Here is a 20,615-nt window from a genome sequence, read left to right as displayed (position 1 = left end):
AAAGGGGGTCATGTAATAAGTGTACCCTCTTTCTATTAGGGTTTGATCACAGCTATATTTCATTTATGTAACAAAACCTCTCTATAGCATTTCATAGTCTGCTGGCTCCACAATATAATGACGTATCTCCGCCGAAGTCCCTGGGGCAACTTGCCGTATACCTGCGCTCCTTACACCTTCGTACCGCAAGCCACACTTCTGCAAGACCCGCTCCGATGCCGGATTGTCGGCGCTGCAATCCGCTTCGATCCGTCCTAGCCCCAACGTCCTGAAGCCGAATTGCAACACACTTTGCACCGATTCCGCGGCATATCCCCGGTTCCGGTATACAGGTGAAACAAGGTAGCCAAGCCGAGCTTTACTTTCCTTCTCTGTCCAATACTGTAAGGAGCATAACCCGATGAAACGTTGTTCCTTTTTGACTTCGATGGCAAAATGAAGATCACGCAAAGTCTGGTAAGAATGTTCAAAGTAACGGTATAAGCGTCCAGGGAACAACGGTTTACCGTGAGCGAACGATATAAATGCTTGCACACTCGGGTCCACCAGGCAGTCATATAATGCCTTAGAATCCTCCTGAACCACCCTTCGCAACCACAAGCGATCGCTCTCCAGTGACGGAAATTCGCTTCGTAACCGCTCCTTTAACTCCGTCATAATTCCTCCTGTTTCTTTCCGGCTAATGGGCCGCTTACATTGTAAAAACCATGAAGCAATACATAACAAAATAATGTAATCAAAAAAATCCACTTGCAAAATCCGATGACATGAGCAAGATTAGCCGGTTCTGCGAGAAATACCAGCGTCTCCTTTAACACCCGCTTGGGCGTTCTCAGCACATCCCAGCTATTCCAGCGGATAAATCGGCCAAGGTAAATGCCAAAGCTGCTTAGCATGAGCACCACTACAGCGAATACCCAGCCCGCAATGCGTCCCCAGGCTCTATCGATTAGCCGTTGCACTGAAGCCAATGAGACGCAGCCCAGCGCAATCCCCAGTAAAGCGACAAAGAGCAGGGTGAACAAATGATCCCAGAACAAATTGTCCTGCCAGAACCGGACATGCGAATTGATTGGATAACGTGCAAAGGGATGCAGCATATCTGTAATCAGATAAGCGGTATTAGGGTAGAAGAACAGCCAAAGCAATCCAACCGGAGTGCCAAGAAGAAGTTTGAGCGTTCCGGAACGCAGCAGGCTGATGCCATCAAGCACCACCGCCAGTCCCAAAGGAACCCAAGCCAAAAACGTGTTCCAAATCAGGAACAGATAAGGTGGTCTCCCGCCATCAGGCAAGCGGGTACTGATCACGTAATTCATAGCGATCATTGTAAAAATGAACAGGAACAAGTACATATACGCCTTCCTCGGGTAACCAAGCTGCTGCCAGTGCCGCAAAAACCCGCACCTCCCGTCCGACCGTCTGCTATAGGTAGTTTAAATTATCATGTTTTGATTAGTCACTTATATTACGGTTCGGTCTTGTGGATAGTTACTCTTCGTTCCCCGAGGCTTCTTCAAGGGCCGAAGCTCGTCAGGAGCCCACCGGATATGATATAACACAAAGAGATAATGTATTGAGAAGCGTTAGGAGGACTCACGGATGCAACCATTCACTCAGAAAGCCCTGGAAATTATCGCCGCCATTCCCCCAGGCAAAGTGATGACCTACGGCCAGATTGCCGCCGCCGCGGGCAGCCCCCGAGCTGCCAGACAGATCGTGCGCATCCTGCACAGCATGAGCGCCAAATATCATTTGCCCTGGCATCGCGTGGTGAACGCTGCTGGTCAAATCGCTCTGCAGGACGAGGAGGGCTATCAGGAGCAGATTTGGAATCTGGAGGCAGAAGACATCGAGGTGCTGCCGAACGGACAAATTGATCTTACCCGTTATCAGCATCACCCCGAGACTGGATAAAAAAACGTCAATCGATATATTGCTCTTTATTTTAGCTGATACTCTTGCAGTAATTTGCGAATATCCTTGTTCATTTGCACGGAATCAGGCCCCTTGGCCGCTTCATCGTCAAGCTCGTATCTGCGCTTTAGCTCCAGGATGCTGTATACGCGCTGGTTCAGCATATCCGGTGGGATTTCTCCTTCTTCTACCGCGGTACGAATGGCCTGGAGCACCTGCTTGCCCTTATCATAATCATGTCCCACTAATACGATATTTCCCCCCGCCTGAATAAACTGCACGGCAGCTTCCCCAATGTCATAATGCTCCGTAATTGCCCCCATCGTCATATCATCCGAGATAACAACCCCGGCAAAGCCTAGTTCCTGTCTTAGCAAATCGTGAATAATAACCTGCGAGAAGGATGCGGGATGCTCGGAATCAAGCCGGGGAAGCAGAAGGTGAGCAATCATCACTACATCCGCCCCCTCATCAACCGCCCGAGTGAACGGAATCAGTTCCAGGTCCCGCAGCCGGGTCAGGTCATGCTCTACAACCGGCAGGCCAAGATGCGAGTCAACCGAGGTGTCCCCATGTCCTGGAAAATGCTTAACCACTGGAATCACACCTTGCTCGCGAATCCCCTTCATTACGGCAATCCCCATCTGACTAACGATATCTGGCTTCGTGCCGAAGGCTCGATTCCCGATCACCGGATTATCCGGGTTACTGTTCACATCCAGCACCGGCGCAAAATTCATGTTTAACCCGAAGTCCGCCAGCTCCCGTCCAAGCATGCCGCCAATTTGCCTGGCCAGTTCTTCGCTATGGGCATCACCGATCTTGCGCGCCGTCGGCAAGCTGTCGATCTCCTGGGGCATACGACTAACCTTGCCACCTTCTTCGTCCACGCTTAGAAGCAAAGGAACCTGTGCATTCTCCCGGTTCATCTGCTTCAAATCATTAAATAAACCCTGGGCCTGCTTGACATCCCGGATATTATCCTTGTAAAAAATAAATCCTCCGACATGGTCATCCTGAATAAAGGAACGCACGGTCTCATCCGGTGTCGTCCCCTCCAGACCGAGCAGCACCATTTGTCCAATCTTCTCCTCGGTGCTCAGCTTATTCAACCATTGCTCCACGGGATCAGAGGGCGAAGAAGCAGGATTGCTGCTATTTGCATTCTCTGTATTTTCCGAGGGAAGCGGCGGCAGTCCTTGACCGGATTGTCCTGTGTTCTGTTCACTGTTCTCCCCGCCGGAGCTGGCCCCTGGAGGAAGCTTCCCTGAGCCTGGAGCCCCCGAAGAACACCCTGTGGCCAGCATGATAATCAATAGCAGGCAGAACACGATTCGTCCCATATCGTTTATTCCAGCTTGTGGAGTCGTATTTGAATATATATGAATCGCCTCCTGTTCATTCTGTATTACACCTGCTGCTTCCATTTTGACTCTGCAATGGATGGAATAAAGCTCTCCATGAGATGCAGCAATTCTCCAGGCTCCTCCGCACGTTTGAGCAGCGACCTCTGCTCATCTGGAACAAATCCAGCATTCACGCAAGATTCCACCAGTTGGATCAACGGGTCATAATACCCCTTAACATTAAGTACACCCACCGGCTTCTGGTGGATTCCGATCTGGAGCCAGCACAACACCTCGAACAGCTCCTCTAGCGTACCGAAGCCTCCGGGCAAAGCGATAAACCCGTCAGCTAACTGACTCATGGTTGCTTTGCGGGTGTGCATATCCACCACTTCAATAAATTGAGTGAGTCCCGGATGTGCCTTCTCCCCGTGAATCAGGCCGGAGGGCATGACTCCGATCACCTCACCGCCTGCGCCCAGCACCGCATCCGCAACCGCTCCCATTAATCCATGCCTCGAACCTCCATAAATTAAACGGTAGCCACGCTTGCCCATTACGGTACCCAAATTTCCCGCCTGAATACGATATTGCTCATCTTCCCCATACCGGGAACCGGCAAATACGCAAATGGATTTCATCCTCTGCCCCTCCTGTCGTGCATAGACCTTGCATTGCCTATCGCTTTCGTAAAACGTGATGAACAATAGAGGGCGCCTACAGCGTCATGGGCTTATACTCGCTAATCAACTCCATATCGGCCTTCGGGCAGCTTGTTCACCACACTTCTAAAGGCTGTGTTGCTGGCTTCTCACCATTCCTTCTCTTGTACATTACCCGCAAGCTCCCAGCGGTGTGCGAATCTCTGCAGCCGCGGGTGAAGATCCGCAGACTCCGCCGTCAGTAGTAGACGCACCTTGGTAATCCATCCCTCAAAGGAAGAAAAGGAAGCAAATTGATTTGCTGTCTCAGGCGTCAGATATATAAAATGCGGGGCAGGATATTTCTCCGTCAGATGGCGGAGCGCCGTATCTATAGGCGTATATTTCTTGCGCTTGCCTTCCCAGCCCTCTACAGCAATGGCAACAGCGGAGGAGCCATGCGCTCTCTTCCACTCATGCAAGCGGTCTTCCCGGCGGTAAAAGGCAGAGACAGGCTGCTTCGTCATTCTCCGCACCGTCTCCTCATGCAGCGGGTACAACACCAGCTTCACGAACCTGCGGGCCACAGCCTCCGCTGCTGCAAGCTCCAATTCTGCCTCCTCCATATGTTCGAAGGAATCATAGAAGATTAACGTGCCTCTGCGATCCGCCACCGGGGGCTCATAACCAAAGGGCACCTGAATATTTTGTCTCAAGCTGCAATAGCCTCCTTGAAATGTGTGTTCAAAAAATTAAACTCCTGCAAGAGGTTGTTCAAAAAATCGTTTTCCCAGGACGAAGCTGTTCGAGGAATAGATTCAACTTTGAAGCTTGAATTCACCCGGGACTTCCGTTGCTCACGTACTCAATACGTATGCTCCGCTACTTGCTTGAGATTTTACCATAAGTGCCCAGTCCAATTCAGCCTGCGACTGTAAAATTTCTCACTCGGTGTCCCAAATGAGGTTTTTACAAAATTTTCCATATTCAAATTGAATATGAGCAGGATCACATTTTTAGATCAATATATTGTGCTATACTCACGTAGCACAACAATATATAGAGGGTGAATGAGTATGATAGTCTTAAAACGTGACGGGTCGGAAGTGCCCTTTGATCAACAGAAAATCATCGACGCCATCTGCGCAGCCATGAATAGCACAGAGAAGAAAATTGACATGGATGTGGCACAGAAGGTAGCCGATAAAGTTACTGCCAGGATCTCCAGGCTGGAGAAGGTCGATATCGAGCATATTCAGGATGAGGTACAGTCTGCCCTGATGAACAGCCGCCGAAAGGATGCCGCCGAAGCCTATATTGGCTATCGCGAAATCCGCACCTTGAAGCGCCGCGAGCGCAGCAGCCTCGATAAAAAGGTGCTGGGTCTTCTGGAGCTAACCAATGAAGAGGTGCTCAAGGAGAACTCCAATAAGGATGGAGCTACGATTCCAACTCAACGCGATCTGCTGGCCGGCATTATGGCCAAGGATTTTGCGCAAACCTATATGATTCCCAAAAGGGTGGTGGAAGCCCACAATAACGGCAGCCTGCATTTTCATGATCAGGATTACAGTCCGTACTTCCCTATTTATAACTGTATGCTGATCGATCTTAAGGGCATGCTGGAGAACGGCTTCAAGCTCGGGAATGCGCAGATTGAAACTCCGCGCTCCATTACAACAGCGACGGCCATAACGGCGCAGATCATTGCCCAGGTAGCCAGCCATATTTATGGAGGAAATACGATTAACGAGATTGACCGGATTCTGGCTCCTTACGTGGCCAAGTCCTTCGCCAAGCATTATGCCAACGGGCTGAAGTGGCTGTATTCACTGGATCAGGAAGCTATCGCCGAACTGGATATCACATACACCAACCAAAGCTTGCATGAACGCTTCCCGAAATGCTTCGATTATGCCAAGGAACTGGCCGAGAAGGAGACCTTCGATGCCTTCCAGTCGCTGGAATATGAGATTAACACCTTGGTTAGCGCCAACGGGCAAACACCGTTCAGTACCTTTGGATTTGGACGTGGACTCTCCTGGGAGGAACGGCAAATTCAAATTGCCATTTTACGCAATCGAATCCGCGGACTTGGCAAAGATGGGAAGACACCTGTATTTCCGAAGCTGATCTTCGGATTGGAACAAGGGGTTAATCTTCGTCCCGGCGATCCCAACTATGATATCAAGCAGCTTGCCCTCAAATGCAGCACGCTGCGCATGTATCCGGATATAATCTCTGTACCTAAGGTAACCGCCATTACCGGTTCCTTTAAATTCCCGATGGGCTGTCGTTCGTTCCTCGGCGCTTATGAAGAGAATGGACAAGAACTACATGATGGCCGCTTCAATATGGGTGTCGTGACGGCGAATCTGCCACGGCTAGCTATCCAGGCCAAGGGCTCTGAGACTGAATTTTACCGTCTGCTGGATGAACTGCTGGATGTATGTAAAGAAGGCTTGATGTACCGGATTGAACGCCTGCGGGGCGTTAAGGCCAAGGTCGCTCCGATTCTCTACATGGAAGGTGCAGCAGGGAGCCGCTTGCAGCCGGAGGATACCATCGATCATCTGCTGATGAACGGACGAGCCAGCATTTCACTAGGATACATAGGCATCCATGAGACCGTTCTGTCGCTATACGGGCAACATATCTACGATGATACCAAGCTGTGGCAAAAGGGACTGGACATCGTGCGTTATCTAAGCGAGAAGACCACGCAATGGAAAGAGGAAACCGGGTACGGCTTCAGCTTGTACTCTACACCGGCGGAGTCGCTGTGCTATAGATTCTGCAAGCTGGACGAGAAACAGTTTGGCGTACTCGATGGCATTACCGATAAAGGTTATTATACCAACTCGTTCCATCTTGATGTAGCCAAGAAGGTAACTCCCTTCGAGAAGATTGAATTCGAGAAGGAATATCCGGTTTATGCCAATGGCGGCTTTATCACCTATTGCGAATTCGACTCACTCGTGCAGAATCCGGAGGCGTTGGAAGCCGTATGGGACTATGCCTATGAACGTGTGCCTTACTTCGGGACAAATACCCCGACAGATAAATGTCTGGAGTGCGGCTACGAAGGGGAGTTCGAAGCAACCAGCAGCGGGTTCGAGTGTCCGAATTGCGGCAACCGCAATCCGAAGACCTCCTCGGTCATCCGTCGTTGCTGCGGCTATTTGTCCGAACCAAGCCAACGCCCGTTCAATGAAGGGAAACAGCGGGAAGTGCTCGCCCGCGTGAAGCATATGTGACATGACCATGCATATAGCGGATTATAAGAAATTTGACGTGCTGAACGGAAGAGGCCTGCGCAATTCCTTGTTCGTCTCCGGCTGCACTCACCATTGCAAGGGCTGCTTTAATGCGGCCAGTTGGAACTTCAATTACGGTTTTGCTTACACAGCAGAATTTGAGCAGCAGGTTATTGATGATTTGCGAGTTCCGGATATCCGGGTCTCAGGCCTTTCCCTGCTCGGCGGCGAGCCCTTTCAGAATGTGGACGGACTGCTTGGGCTGGTCAAGCGTGTACGCAAGGAGTGCCCGGACAAGAACATCTGGGCCTGGTCGGGTTATACCTTTGATGAACTGATAGCTGACCCGGCCCGTCTGGAATTGCTGACTTATTGCGATGTGCTGATCGATGGCAAATTCGTTCTGGAGCAGCGGAACCTGAAGCTAAAATGGCGAGGTTCGGAGAATCAACGGGTGCTTGATGTGCAAGAGAGCTTGCGCCGGCAGGCTGCCGTTCGGCTCCTTCCCGAGTAGCCCCTAAAGAGAGTTAGGACTGAGAGTAAATAATTTGAAGAAGCTTCCCCCCCCTTAGCTCAGTAAGGATGGGAAGCTTCTTTTTGGGATATGGACTTACCGCCCCATGCGGGGCAAGCGATCAAGTCTCCGATGTATACGCAGCACAAGCAGGCAGGCCAGCAGAAGAATAATCGTTGTCAGCAAGCTTCCCTCCGCACCAAAGCTCCCGCCGGAAATAACCGGATGGCCCTGCACTTCAGAGGTCATTAAGGAGCCTCCTTCCGTACCGGAAACCGCTAGACCAAACACATTCCCTTGCACAAAGTTCCAGGTCAGGTGGAAGCCTGTCGGAAACCACAGTCCCCCCGTGATCTCTCGGGTCATCGCAAAAAATATACCAACGAGAAATATATTTAACAGCGGCAACGGTGTTGCCAAAATACCTGGGTTGCCCAAATGCAGCAGAGCAAACAACAGGGAGGGAATCCATACCGCTGCGCGCAAGCCATAATGGTATTTGATAAGTCCCTGCAAATATCCTCGACACAGCAACTCTTCGCTAATGGCGACAAAAGTAAAAACCACGAACTGAATACCGACCAACCGCCAGGTTGCTGCATCACCATGGACGGAAGTAACCTGTAATCCTCCCAAAGCCCAAATTGCGGCAAAGCTTACCGTAATTAACCCGACTCCAGTCAACATCCCCAGGCCAGCATTCACTGCCGCCCGAGGCTGGAGCAGTCCCAGGCCCCAGCGATGCCTCCGTTCAAAGATAGCGTACATGATGAGAGGAGCTCCCATCATCGCTATATTCGTCACTAGCTGCCCACTCCAGCCCGTCTGCCCGCCTGAAATGATCAGCAATATCTCCCCCATCACAACGAGTACGATAAAGATCAGCACAGTAAGCACCATTTTCCCCGTTATTGCAAAGGCTTGCTTCATTTTCACTCTCCCATCCCTTAAATATGCAGCCGGTCCCGCAAGGAGGTGATGTGGGCCAGATGATGATTGCCGTGCCATGCATAATTGCCTAAATTATAGGCCAGGCTTGTGGTCTGTTCCGTACCGGGATGAAAGAACGGCTTCTCATAATCGCCATCACTTAATGTCTCTAGCAAAATTACCCATCGATGATGCAACGCCTCCAGCAAAGATAAGGAAACCTCCACCCCTGCCCAGGAATCAGCCAACTCAGCCCACCGGTCCTCGTAATAAGGCCGAATGGTTGGGGTATCCTCCGTCAATGCCAGCTTAAACCGGATATAGGCGTTCATATGGCTATCGGCCACATGGTGTACCACCTGACGCAGGCTCCAGCCACCTTCCCGGTAAGTCAAGTTCAGTTGTTCCTCGCTCAGTCCTTCAACAGCCTCTCTTATCCTGGCAGGCAAAGCGGCAATTTCCTTAATCCATACCTCCCGCTGTGCCGGGGTCACAACACCTTCAAATTCAAACTTGCCGATCGGATATCTAGGGTCCATTTGCTATTCCTCCTCTTTATTGAGTGGATTCATTATACTCCTTCTGAATCGTGGTTCATACCTCCAGACGCACTGCTTAAAGGTCAATTGCTGATGAGCACTACGCTGCTCCCATCAACTGATGAGCACGGACGCTGCTCCTATTCAACTGGTGAGCATAGGCGCTGCCGCTTATTACGCATGTTTGGCCCACTGTTGCTTACGGTTTAAGGTCGATACAATCCCTTACTACTGAGGGTAAAGAGGGTATTGTTACTGACGATACTAATGTGAATTAACAATACTAATCCACACTAACAGGAAATTCTCCCACTAATTATTGAAAAAATAGCAAATCCTGAGGTTTAGCTGGAAAAGCTCCCTATAATTTCGAGCTTAGAGCCCCTTTTCGACGATTTAGTCCAGATTAGATGGATGAATTCCCTATAATGCTGTGTCATCACTCCAAGCAGCAAGCTTTATATGGAGGATTTCCAGACTGTTGAGAAAGTTTGGTCTTCCGTACATTTCGGATAGAAGAGCCCTTAGCCTATAAGGGTTTTTCTCCATAAAAATGTTACGTTACGCCCTTTCTCAACAGTCTGAGGATTTCCCGTTCAATGGGGCGGTTGATCATCATGACATCCTCTAAATGGCCGATTCAAGCTGTCCACTCTTCCTAACTGACATCTTCTTCTCTGTAAACTTGACAGTACCCTGCTTGGATGCTTAAACATGTAGTTATCCCCACTATTGACACTTGTCCCTACGTTCCTTCTCCCTGATCCACAAGGCTAGCCGGGTATCCTCCCAATCCGCCATATCCAGCAAGGCTTGGTAAGGATCACCGGCCAGGCCGAAATACTCCGCGAAGGCCGGTTCCGTCTTGAGCCCGCTCTTCTTGAGCTGACGTATGGCTTCTGCCGCCTCGTTACCTGCTAACTCCAGCAGCCGATGCTCAATGACCATATGCCGATAGGCATTTTGCTTCGTTACCGGTAACGGTTGGCCAAAGATTTCCAACCAGAAGCTACTATAGCTGAACCTTGCTACCATCCGTGGCATTCCGGCGACCACCTTCCCGGAGCGATTATATTTGTCACAAGCTCCAAATTGCTGATCCAATAATAATGCAAAGGATTCAGCATCATGCACTTCACAAATAATATCCAGATCGCTTGCAGGGATATCAATATTCAGCGGAATCGTTCCGGCCAATACCGGATGATATGGAGCCAGTCTACTCATGACCTGTAATTCCTCTATTACCTGGTAGGCTTTTTGCTGACGGCCATTCCCTTGCTGCAAGTAATCGTAATTCAAGAAATCCATCCTAACCGCTTTCCTCCTTGTCATTGCTCGCCATCAAGAAAGGCTGATACATATCAGCGCATGATTCTCCGTGATAGGTTCATCTTGAACCAATTGATTGTCCGTGTTATAAATTTTTCGGCAAATGCAGTTATGTCTGGTGTATCATACCCTGTCTTTTTGCTGAACCGGATAGGCTTCAATAGGTTCATTCTTATTAGCTTATCTCGTTTCTCTTATTCTTCTCTAGTTCGCCGCCCCTTTCCATCATCCCTGCTTCGTTTAGCTCATCAACACTTAGTCCCATCGCACTAACAGCCCTGAACAAATTAAAAAGCCCCGCCGCTCTCCACACATCAAGGAGGCGACAGGACCTATTCTTATTAATCTACACTCATATACCGGTTATAAGCATCCGTGCGAATCTTCATCAGCTTATCAAGCCCCATGTCGTTCAGCTTTTTCACGTAGGCATCCCAACCTTCTTCAATGCCGCCCTTGGTCACCCACTGCGCGCGCATTGCAGCCACATAGCTATCGATGTCTGTTGTCAGCGTGGGCAGCTCCTGAAATTCCTCAGCCGTATACATCACGTTAGGGAACGGATCCGTCACGTATTCGCTGCCGAGCTTATCGATTTCCAGCTTCAAGCCATCCCCGGCTTCCTTGTTCAACACAATCTTCTCTTCAAAGGACGGGCTCACATATTTCGGACCAAAATCACGCAGCGATTGTTCCCAATACCAGGCATCCGCACTGGTCCCTTCCGGCGGGTCCATTAAAGTATAAGTACCGTCATCGTTCTTCTCAATAACCGTCCCGATCGCACCCCAGAAATTTTGAATGCTTGCTTCATTCGTATAGAACTGATCCGCCCAGCGTGCAGCTACTTCCGGAAATTTGCAAGAACTCGTAATCAGCATTTCGTTGCGGTTGAAGCTCATGCCATTGGGATTCCCCGGGTTGTAGCGCTTCCCGTCCGGTCCGGCTATCGGTGGAATCATCTCGTATTGGTCACTCCATTTGCCAAATACGGCATCCGGTGTCCATTGATTGCTGAAGCCAACAATGGCTGCATCGGCATTTTGCTGCTTGGCCGAAGTCATCGTAGCATCCTGAGTGAACAACTCCTTATCGATCAGGCCCTCTGCATACAACTTGCTGGCATACTTCAGCCCTTCCTTGTATTCCTCACTGACCGGATAGAACACCGGCTGGCCATCCCTGATCAGCATACTGTTGGCGTTAATGTCAGTAATACCGAACGGATTCAGGAAATCGGGCGCCAGTCCCGTTTCTGTATATGGAATTTCGTCCGGCTTGCCATTACCGTTTGGGTCTTGCTCCTTAAACGCTTTCAATACGTTATAGAGATCATCGGTCGTGTCTGGAATAGCAAGCCCCAGCTTATCAAGCCATGCCTTGTTAATGACCGGCTGGTTTTTGGTTTTGGGCCGAGCAGGCAGACGGGTTGGCAGAGAGTATATTTTACCGTCCGGGAAGGTGCTAATCTTTTTCAATTCTGGTGTTTCTGCCATCGCCGCCTTTAAATTCGGCATATATTGTTCAATATAATCGTCGAGCGGGCGGAAATAGCTAAGGTTATTCACAATATCCGAATCGGAAAAGGTCTGGTTCCCCAGGATGATATCAGGCAAGGTGCCGCTTGCCAGCATAATGGATTTCTGCTCACTCCAGTCGTTGGAGGAGACCACTTGCCACTCAATTTTCACATTGGTATTGGCCTCCAGATCTTTGAGCCACTGATTTTGGGTAAAGGTATCGCCCATATTGCCCCAGCGCATGGTCAACACTTTCAAAGTCACCGGTTCGGTCACGATAGGGAGACCCTCTTTGTTGAAGTTTTCCGTTTCGCCTTGCCCTGTATTGCCTGTGTTGCCCGGATTCGCAGAATCGCCACTTCCGCAACCTGCTAATCCCAGCGCCAGCGTAGCTGCAAGCATCACGGACATCCATTTCCTGGACGAGCGTCTTCCTGCCTTCTTGTTCATCTGAATTCCCCCATATGTTTTGATGAAATAGCATAGCATTCGGATTAACTCTTAACGGCTCCGATCATCACCCCCTGGTTGAAGTATTTCTGTACGAAGGGGTACACGCACATGATCGGTACCGTAGCGATAATAATGACAGAATAACGCATCAGATTGGCCATCCGAAGGGCAATTTGGGCTGCCTCCCCGGTGCCCATACCCGATTGCATTTGGTTAGTAATCAGGATATTGCGAAGAATGAGCTGCAACGGGTGCAGGTCGGGATTCTTCAAATAAATCAAGGCGTTAAAATACGAGTTCCAATAACCTACGGCAATCCATAAGCCCAGCACGGCAATAATCGCCTTGGACAACGGCAGTACGATTTGCGCAAAATACCGCAGATTACCGCAGCCGTCCAGTTGGGCTGCTTCCCATAAGTCTTCGGGAATACTGGACTGGAAGAACGTTCTCGCCACGATGATATCATAAACGATGACGGAGAAAGGCAACACCATAACCAGAAATGTATCGTACATATGAAAATCACGGATGGTCAGGAAGGTGGGAATCAAGCCTCCACTGAAAAACATCGTAAAGATGAAGAACAGCGAAAGTAATTTTCGTCCCACCAAATCCTTGCGTGATAACGCATAGGCCGCAGATATATTGACGAATAATCCAATGGCCGTACCTACCACCGTGTACAATATCGTGTTGCGATAGCCAATCCAGATATTTTCATGCTTGAACAGTTCCTTGTATCCGTCCAGCGTGAAGCCCTTGGGCAGCACCCAGACCTGACCTCCAGCAACTGCCGATGGATCACTGAAGGAAGCGATTACGATAAAATACAGCGGATAGATGATCACGATCAGAAATAACACCGCAAAAGTATAAAGCAGGATATCCATCACTCTATCGGATGACTGAGGATGAGTTTTCCCTGCGACGGGACGCACTACCGGGTTTACGGAGTTCATTGTCCTTCTCCTCCCTTACCAAAGGCTATTCTCGCTAAATTTCTTGGAAATCTGATTGACGAGAATAAGCAGCATAAAGTTAATGACAGTATTGAACAGGTTAACGGCGGAAGAGAAGCTATACTGGCTGCTGAGCAGGCCAATCTTGTAAATATACGTAGACAAAATTTCACTTGAGGTGATATTCAAGTCATTTTGCATCAGATACACCTTCTCAAAGCCTACTCCCAGCAAACCTCCGACCCGCAGAATCAACAAAATAATGGCCGTTGGCATCAGCATCGGGATATCGATATAGCGCACTTTATGCCAGCGGCTGGCTCCGTCTACCGTCGCTGCTTCATATAAGCTGGGGTCCACCGTAGATAGCGCAGCGATAAAGATGATGCTGTCCCAACCCACATGCTGCCAGACGTCTGACCAAACATAAAGGCTGCTGAACCACCCGGCAGACCCAATTAAATCGGGGGCCTCTCCGCCAAATAGCTTGTATAAATGGCCTACCAGCCCAGTGCTTGGCGAGAGCAAAATCAGCATCAGGCCCACCATAACAACGGTGGAGATAAAATGCGGCATGTAGGAAACCGTTTGGAAGAAGCGGCGGAAGCGGCCCGCCTTCATCTGATTCACCATTAAGGCCAGCACAATGGGAATCGGAAACGTGGCAATGCTATACAAGCTGATAATAATCGTATTCTTTATCGTTGTTGAGAACTGATAGGAATTGAAGAATTTCTCAAAATGCTTGAACCCCACCCAGGGGCTCCCGTTAATGCCAAGCGCCGGGCTATAATCCTTGAACGCAATCAGCACGCCGTACATCGGCTTGTAGGCAAAGAGCAGCGTGAGCACCACGGCGGGTAACAGCAGCAAATACAGTCCGCTGTTCCGCTTGATTCGTCCAAAGGTCCGCCCCGGATTGGAAGCACCTGTTTTCATGACATCCCCTCCTATTGGGTGAATACCTGATAACCTCACGCCGCCAAGCTAAACGTATGGCTTGATCCAAGCACAGTGCCGGACGATCCGAATACATCCTGATAGCTGCCCGCCAAATCGTCAAGCTGCACTGTAGAAGATCGCGGCGAACCGGACAAGTTCAACAGCACAATAACCCGGTTGCCCTCCTTCTCGCGTTCAAAAGCCAGCACCTGGCTATCCGATGAAGACAGATATTTGATGGCCCCGCCAGCTTCCCCGTTCCACAGCGCTGGATTATTCTTCTTCAAGTCAACCAGCGTCTGATAGAAAGCTTGCTTGGACAGATCACTCCAATCAATCTCATCTTTCTCGAAGAATTCAAGGCGTTTGTTTAGTCCAGCTTCCTGACCTGAATAAATTAATGGCATACCCGGCACGGTGAAGCTCAACACGGCGTTTACATCCTCAGCAGCACCAAACATTTCAGAGACCGTTCCCTCCCATGAATTCGTGTCATGGTTAGTGATGTAGTTCATTGGATATGAGCCGGCAGGATATCTTTGCTGCTGGCCTTCCAGGAAGGATTTTACGGCCTCGGCGCTCACACCCCCGCCGGCAATTCCCTTCATAATGTTATAAAATAATCCCATATTATAATTTGAATTGAAGGCCTTATGAAGCAAGCCAATTTGGGTATCGTCCTCCGCCAGCATGTACACCGGCTTGATAGCATCCAACGCCTGCCGCGCGTCTTCCCAGAAGTCCTGAGGCACGCCAGAGGCAAAGTCCGCGCGGTATCCATCAATATCCGCCTCATCAACCCAATAGGTCATGGCATCAATCATTGCAGCCCGCATATCGGCATTGTCAAAGTTAAGCTCCGCTACGTCGCTCCAGCCATCGGGGGCCACAATTTCACCATTCCCATCCGTTACATACCAGGCCTTGTTCTGAATCCACGAATGATCCCAACCCGTATGATTAGCCACCCAGTCCAGCATAACCTTGAAGCCAAGCTCATGCGCCCGGTCTACCAGATGTTGAAAATCAGCCATGGTGCCAAACTCGGGATTGATACCCTTATAGTCGGCTACTGCGTAATACGAACCCAAGGTGCCCACCCGGTTCTCCTCAGAGATCGGATGAATGGGCATCAGCCACAGAATTTCTACACCCAGGTCCTTCAGACGTGGCAGATGGGCTTCAAAAGCAGCAAAGGTTCCCTCTTCCGTATACTGCCTGATGTTGACCTCATAAATTACGGAATCCTTGGACCACTCCGGAAAATGAGCTTCGCTTCCCCCAGACCCGCCATCTGAAGGTGGCGAGGTATAAAGCCCCGGATCACCTTGCTTGAGATAGATGGTGCGATATTGTTCCAATTGGTTGAAGGTCCGCTCCACTCCATCCTTATCGCCAGTCACCCGATTGACGACGATGAAGCTGACCTTTTGCGCACCCGCACTTAAGGCCACGTCGAGATAAGCCCCTTGGTCATCCACTTGCTCCCCGGAAAATGCGGAAGCTCCCGCGGGCCAGCTGCCTTCCTCTTCGGACGGTATAGCTACATCATCCCATAACCAAAGTTCCCAGTCCCCATATTGATTATCCGTACGTTCATAATAAATGCGCAGATGGCCCTGGCTTGGTTCCGATGGAGGTTCCAGGCTGATCACATCAGAGCCTTCCTTGATCCAGACCTCCTGGGGCCTGGCAGCAGATAAGCTCACATATTTATCGTTGGCATCCTTCACACCGCTGATCTTGTTCAGCACGATAAAATTAAGATGAGCCGCATTGGGCTTGAGAGGCACATCAATGTAAGCACCATAGTCTGAGGTCTGCTGGTTGCTGAAGGAGACCGCCCCCGCGGGCCACTCTCCCACCTCTTCAGACGGAACGGCTGCATCTCCCCACAGCCATAACCCCATATCTCCATACTGCCGATCAGCCCGCTGGTAATGTATCCTTATCGTATTGGCCGGAATATCACTGGTCAACTCTTCAGCCGAATTCCCTTCATCTGCAGCCCATACAGGTGAAGCAGCCCCCAAGCTGCCCGCAGTAAACGTCAGAAGCACAAGCCAAGCGACCATCATCGCTGTCAAAGATCTGAAACGGTTTGTCACTGTTCATTTCCCCTCTCTAGCATCATCTGAAAAGCGTGGTGGAGCGTTACAGTTCAATCATTATCGGTTGATTATAGATGTACAAACGTCCGCTGGTTACCATTACTTGACGATGATCAAGCAGATTAAGATATACACCGTCTGCAAGCCCCACCTCCACTTCGGCCGCTCTTCCCTGCAAGCTGAATACGCCAATCAGTTGCCGGTGCTCCAGCCCCACCTTCGGATGGCCGGATAATACCCGTGTTACGGTGGCGGGAGATACCCCAGCTCTGCGGGCAACCTCCTTAATCCCGGCCTTCACGAACGACTTTCCGCTGACCGGCGCCTTCAACGTTACAGAGACAATCAGTTAGCGCCTGCATAACGGTTGTAAGCCTCGGTGCGGATTTGCAGCAGCCGCTCCAGCCCCATGTCGTTCAGCTTCTTGATGTAACCGTCCCAATCCTTATCAATCCCGCCTTTAGTAACCCAGCCCGCTCGCATCGTAGCGACATAGCTATCAATATCCGTGGTCAAGGTCGGCAATTCACGGAATTCTTCGGCGGTGTACATTACGCTCGGGAACGGCGTAGTCACGAACTCGCTGCCCAGCTTATCGATCTCCAGCTTAAGCCCATCCCCGGTCTCCGGATTAAGCACTAGCTTCTCCTCAAAGGATGGACTGACATATTTCGGTCCAAAGCTCCGCAGCGATTGCTCCCAATACCAAGCGTCTGCGCTCGTTCCTTCCGGCGGATCCATCAGCGTGTAGGTTCCATCCTCATTCTTCTGAATGACGGTGCCAATCGCTCCCCAGAAGTTCTGAATGCTCGCTTCATCCGTGTAGAATTGGTCAGCCCACCGGGCCGCTACCTCCGGATATTCGCAGAACGTTGTGATGAGCAATTGGTTGCGGCTCAAGCCGTTGCCGTTGGGATTACCATTCTGATAACGCTGACCATCCGGTCCCTTGAGAGGGGGAATCGCCACATATTGGTCCCCCCATTTGCCGAAAACCGCATCAGGAGTCCATTGATAGCTAAAGCCCACGATTGGCGCCTCCATATTCTGCTGCTTGGCTGATGTCATGCTGCCATCCTGAGTGTAGAGCTCCCTATCAATCAGGCCCTCGCTGTACAATTGATGGGCCCATTCGATGCCTGCCTTGTATTCCTCAGAGGTCGGAATGAACAACGGCTGGCCATCCTTCATCATCATGTTGTTGTTATTGAGGTCCGTAATGCCAAAGGGATCAAGCAAGGCGCCAAGCCCTGCCTCGGTATACGGAATTTCATCCTTTTTGCCATTGCCGTTAGGGTCCTGCTCCTTGAACGCTTTAAAGACCGCATGAAGGTCTTCAATCGTATCCGGAACCTCAAGCCCCAGCTTGTCGAGCCATTGCTTGTTGATGACAGGCTGGCGGGTGCTCTTCGGAGAGGCTGGCTGGCTCGCCGGCAAGGAATACATTTTCCCGTCCGGGAACGTACTGATCTTCTTGAGCTCGGGCGACTGTTCCATGGCAGCCTTGAGATTAGGCATATACGTATCGATATAATCGTCCAGTGGACGGAAGTAGTTCAGATTGTTGATAATATCCGAATCGCTCAGCGTCTGGTCACCGATAATAATATCCGGCAACGTGCCGCTGGCCAGCATAATGGATTTCTGTTCATTCCAATCATTGGAGGAAACAACCTGCCATTCGATTTTGACATTGGTGTTCTTCTCCAGATCCTGCAACCACTGATTCTTCGTGAAGGTATCGCCCATATTGCCCCAGCGCATCGTTAACACCTTCAAAGTAATAGGCTTGGATACAATCGGCAAGCCCTCTTTATTGAAACCGCTTTCTATACTGGCGTTACCATCGCCCTCATTGGCCGGTTCACCTTCATCCCCCACTGTTCCCCCACAGCCCGTCAAGACCAAGGCTAATGCCAATACCAACGTCATGGCTATAGACCATCGCTGACCAGTCGGCATTTTCATATTAAGCCTTTCCATATTAACCCCCCGTTCATGGTGAATAACTACTCAGTCCCCAGCTTCATCCAACCTAAAGCGTTTTGTCAAAACGCACATTGAAAGCATACGCTTGGGTGCTGAAAACCTGACTTTTTGAACCGCACTTTTAGTATAAACCCCCAGCATCTTACAAACTGGACCCTTTGCGGTAAAAATCCGGACCTTTGCCTGAAGTCCAGCTTCTACCAGCCACATCCAGACGCGGGTGAACAGGCAAGTTATAACGTTATTCAGACCTTCCTATGTCCTTTTCGGACTTTCCGGGCCGGGCGCAAGAATCGCGTATTTTATTTTAAAATGAAAGATTTATAATAAAGACAACACCTCATAAAAGCGCATTCACAAATACATTGCACATCATTTTAGGACGCGCCGGGATTGCGCGCGGGAAAGGTTGCAGCGCGAGCGAGCTATGAACAAACCTACAGGAAACAAACAGTATCCGATTCGGCATTATGTCCATATCATGTTCCTGATTTCCTTGATTGTCCTGATCGTGGATGTTGCTATCAGCATCTCGGCGATCTCCATCGTCAAACAGCAATCCACCCGATATTTACAGGACACCGCCAGCTTATACATTAACCGGATTAATCATGATTTTGCCTATATCAATCATTATATCGGCTGGACCCTGGCGAACGACGAAAGCCTGCGGGCGATGAATACAAGCGGCATGAACAGCATCGAATTTTTCGAGGGGAATGAGAATTTGCATAAACGCTTTAACGAGCTGCAAAAAAATTATGGGCAGGAATACAACTTTTTTGTCTATCTGAAGAAACAGGATTTTTTCCTCAATTGCGCTCCGATCAGCATTCCCTACGCTCATTATGTTCAGCTTAAAGAGCAGATCATGACCAATGTGGAGGCCGACCGGAATGTATATGAGAAAATATATTCCAAATGGACGCCGGTGAAGATTGAAGATACCTACTACATTACGAATATCGTTCCGTATTACGACAGCTACATGATCAGTCTCGTTTCGGCTGATAACCTCATCCGCCCCTTGCGGCAGCTCAACTTAGGGGAGAACGGATTCGTCTCGCTGATTGACAGCAGCAACCGGCATCTGAGCAGCCCTGTCTCCAACAACGGCAAGCCGCTGGAGGAAATGCCAGGTCCCTCTTCGCTGCCGAGTTTGTTCCAGGCCGGCACGACGGTGGATGGAGAATTCACCGATGCTTCCTTCCATGTCCAACTGGTCATTCAGTTCGGAGCGTTCGAGAAGATTATGGTGGCCCAGCTTCTGATCATCCTGTTGGCGGTGATTCTGATCTGCAGCCTGGGCTTTATCCTGCTTTATTTTCGCAACAAGGTCCTGCTGCCCATCAAGAGCTTCTCTTACAATTTGGCCTTCTGGACGGAAGATGGCGAGCCGCTGGAATTCGAGAGCAGCAAGATTGTGGAGTTAGAGCGGGCCGGGAAGCAATTTGTCACTCTGGTCCGGCAAATCAAGAAATTCAAAATCGATCTGTACGAGCGGGAGCTGGAGAAGCAGCGCATCCAACTGGATTATATGAAGCTGCAAATCAAGCCCCACTTCTTCCTGAACTGTCTGACCAACATTTATAGCATGGCCCAAATGCAGATGCATGAAGAGATTGAGCAAATGGCCTTATCTACCTCGAAGTATTTTCGTTATATTTTTCAGAATGATGGGGATTTTGTGAAATTGGGCGACGAAATTGAGCATGTAAGAATCTACCTTGATATTCAGAAGCATCGATACCAAAACGCCCTGGCCTATCACATTGAGCAGGCGGACGAATTGACCGATACGCCCATTCCCCCGCTCGTGCTGCAAACCTTTGTGGAGAATGCAGTCAAATACGCGGTATCCCGAGTCTCGGAGGTACAGGTGAAGCTCTTGGTAAGGGCTGATGAGAAAGATGGGGAACAGCGCATGACGATCGGTATAACCGATACAGGACCAGGGTTTCCGCCCGATATTTTGCATGATTTGCAGCAGGGGTTGCCACTGGATCAGTCGGCGGGAACGCATATCGGAATCATGAACACAATGCAACGCTTGAATTCCTTGTATCATGGCCTGGCCAATGTATCCTTCTCTAATGGCCAAAATGGCGGGGCCTGCGTCACTTTATCTCTCCCGGTCATACCGGAACGAACAGGAGTGTAGC

The 20,615-nt window shown here is 50.0% G+C and carries 18 protein-coding genes; 4 read left to right on the top strand and 14 right to left on the bottom strand.

Going from position 1 to position 20,615, the window contains the following annotated elements:
- Positions 1 to 81 precede the first annotated feature (81 nt).
- Together C557_RS0112615 and C557_RS23510 are read right to left on the bottom strand one after the other, a co-directional pair.
- Complete coding sequence (locus tag C557_RS0112615) at positions 82 to 657, bottom strand: GNAT family N-acetyltransferase (protein WP_018752233.1); 576 nt, start codon at positions 655 to 657, stop codon at positions 82 to 84.
- Positions 654 to 1,397 (bottom strand): DUF1361 domain-containing protein, encoded by a 744-nt coding sequence (locus C557_RS23510; protein ID WP_154656227.1) that lies wholly within the window; start codon positions 1,395 to 1,397, stop codon positions 654 to 656. The genes C557_RS0112615 and C557_RS23510 overlap by 4 nt, the downstream gene beginning before the upstream one ends.
- Before the next feature lie 205 nt (positions 1,398 to 1,602).
- On the opposite strand from C557_RS23510, the gene C557_RS0112605 reads away from it, so the two are divergent.
- On the top strand, positions 1,603 to 1,917 hold the full coding sequence (locus C557_RS0112605) for an MGMT family protein (protein WP_018752231.1): 315 nt from the start codon (positions 1,603 to 1,605) through the stop codon (positions 1,915 to 1,917).
- Positions 1,918 to 1,943: 26 nt separating this feature from the next.
- Here C557_RS0112605 and nagZ read toward each other — a convergent pair whose 3' ends face one another.
- The 3 genes from nagZ to C557_RS0112590 form a co-directional block, all read right to left on the bottom strand.
- Positions 1,944 to 3,260 carry a beta-N-acetylhexosaminidase gene (nagZ, locus tag C557_RS0112600; RefSeq protein ID WP_040676973.1) on the bottom strand — a complete coding sequence of 439 codons (1,317 nt, stop codon included), beginning with the start codon at positions 3,258 to 3,260 and terminating at the stop codon, positions 1,944 to 1,946.
- 65 nt (positions 3,261 to 3,325) lie between these two features.
- Positions 3,326 to 3,904: an LOG family protein gene (locus C557_RS0112595; protein WP_018752229.1), complete on the bottom strand. Its 579-nt coding sequence runs from the start codon at positions 3,902 to 3,904 to the stop codon at positions 3,326 to 3,328.
- Between the two features lie 170 nt (positions 3,905 to 4,074).
- Positions 4,075 to 4,620, bottom strand: a complete 546-nt coding sequence (locus tag C557_RS0112590; RefSeq protein ID WP_018752228.1) for a hypothetical protein — start codon at positions 4,618 to 4,620, stop codon at positions 4,075 to 4,077.
- 360 nt (positions 4,621 to 4,980) lie between these two features.
- Here C557_RS0112590 and nrdD point away from each other — a divergent pair, with 360 nt between their 5' ends.
- Both nrdD and nrdG read left to right on the top strand, forming a co-directional pair.
- Positions 4,981 to 7,161, top strand: coding sequence for an anaerobic ribonucleoside-triphosphate reductase (gene nrdD, locus C557_RS0112580; RefSeq protein ID WP_018752226.1), 2,181 nt, complete (start codon positions 4,981 to 4,983; stop codon positions 7,159 to 7,161).
- 1 nt (position 7,162) lies between these two features.
- Complete coding sequence (gene nrdG / locus C557_RS23505; protein ID WP_018752225.1) at positions 7,163 to 7,675, top strand: anaerobic ribonucleoside-triphosphate reductase activating protein; 513 nt, start codon at positions 7,163 to 7,165, stop codon at positions 7,673 to 7,675.
- 96 nt (positions 7,676 to 7,771) lie between these two features.
- Here nrdG and C557_RS23500 read toward each other — a convergent pair whose 3' ends face one another.
- The 9 genes from C557_RS23500 to C557_RS0112530 all read right to left on the bottom strand — a co-directional run bounded on the left by C557_RS23500 (position 7,772) and on the right by C557_RS0112530 (position 18,447).
- On the bottom strand, positions 7,772 to 8,605 hold the full coding sequence (locus C557_RS23500) for a CPBP family intramembrane glutamic endopeptidase (RefSeq protein WP_018752224.1): 834 nt from the start codon (positions 8,603 to 8,605) through the stop codon (positions 7,772 to 7,774).
- A gap of 17 nt (positions 8,606 to 8,622) precedes the next feature.
- Positions 8,623 to 9,144, bottom strand: a complete 522-nt coding sequence (locus tag C557_RS0112565; RefSeq protein ID WP_018752223.1) for a YfiT family bacillithiol transferase — start codon at positions 9,142 to 9,144, stop codon at positions 8,623 to 8,625.
- A gap of 729 nt (positions 9,145 to 9,873) precedes the next feature.
- Positions 9,874 to 10,455, bottom strand: coding sequence for a DUF4269 domain-containing protein (locus C557_RS0112560; RefSeq protein ID WP_018752222.1), 582 nt, complete (start codon positions 10,453 to 10,455; stop codon positions 9,874 to 9,876).
- Between the two features lie 362 nt (positions 10,456 to 10,817).
- Complete coding sequence (locus C557_RS0112555; protein ID WP_026263449.1) at positions 10,818 to 12,446, bottom strand: extracellular solute-binding protein; 1,629 nt, start codon at positions 12,444 to 12,446, stop codon at positions 10,818 to 10,820.
- Positions 12,447 to 12,490: 44 nt separating this feature from the next.
- Positions 12,491 to 13,411 carry a carbohydrate ABC transporter permease gene (locus C557_RS0112550; protein ID WP_018752220.1) on the bottom strand — a complete coding sequence of 307 codons (921 nt, stop codon included), beginning with the start codon at positions 13,409 to 13,411 and terminating at the stop codon, positions 12,491 to 12,493.
- Between the two features lie 15 nt (positions 13,412 to 13,426).
- The gene (locus C557_RS0112545; protein WP_018752219.1) at positions 13,427 to 14,350 is read right to left on the bottom strand and encodes an ABC transporter permease; all 924 of its coding nucleotides are present in this window, start codon (positions 14,348 to 14,350) and stop codon (positions 13,427 to 13,429) included.
- A gap of 35 nt (positions 14,351 to 14,385) precedes the next feature.
- Positions 14,386 to 16,461, bottom strand: a complete 2,076-nt coding sequence (locus tag C557_RS24195; protein ID WP_018752218.1) for a pullulanase-associated domain-containing protein — start codon at positions 16,459 to 16,461, stop codon at positions 14,386 to 14,388.
- A gap of 46 nt (positions 16,462 to 16,507) precedes the next feature.
- Entirely contained in the window at positions 16,508 to 16,765 is a 258-nt protein-coding gene (locus C557_RS0112535) for a LacI family DNA-binding transcriptional regulator (protein ID WP_018752217.1), read from the bottom strand.
- 44 nt (positions 16,766 to 16,809) lie between these two features.
- Entirely contained in the window at positions 16,810 to 18,447 is a 1,638-nt protein-coding gene (locus C557_RS0112530; RefSeq protein ID WP_018752216.1) for an extracellular solute-binding protein, read from the bottom strand.
- Positions 18,448 to 18,880: 433 nt separating this feature from the next.
- Between C557_RS0112530 and C557_RS0112525 the strand changes: the two genes are divergently transcribed.
- Entirely contained in the window at positions 18,881 to 20,614 is a 1,734-nt protein-coding gene (locus tag C557_RS0112525; RefSeq protein WP_026263448.1) for a cache domain-containing sensor histidine kinase, read from the top strand.
- Position 20,615: the final 1 nt, after the last annotated feature.

The sequence above is a fragment of the Paenibacillus sanguinis 2301083 = DSM 16941 genome, from assembly GCF_000374825.1.
Classification (GTDB): Bacteria; Bacillota; Bacilli; order Paenibacillales; family Paenibacillaceae; genus Fontibacillus; species Fontibacillus sanguinis.
This window is presented reverse-complemented; position numbering and strand designations above follow the sequence as displayed.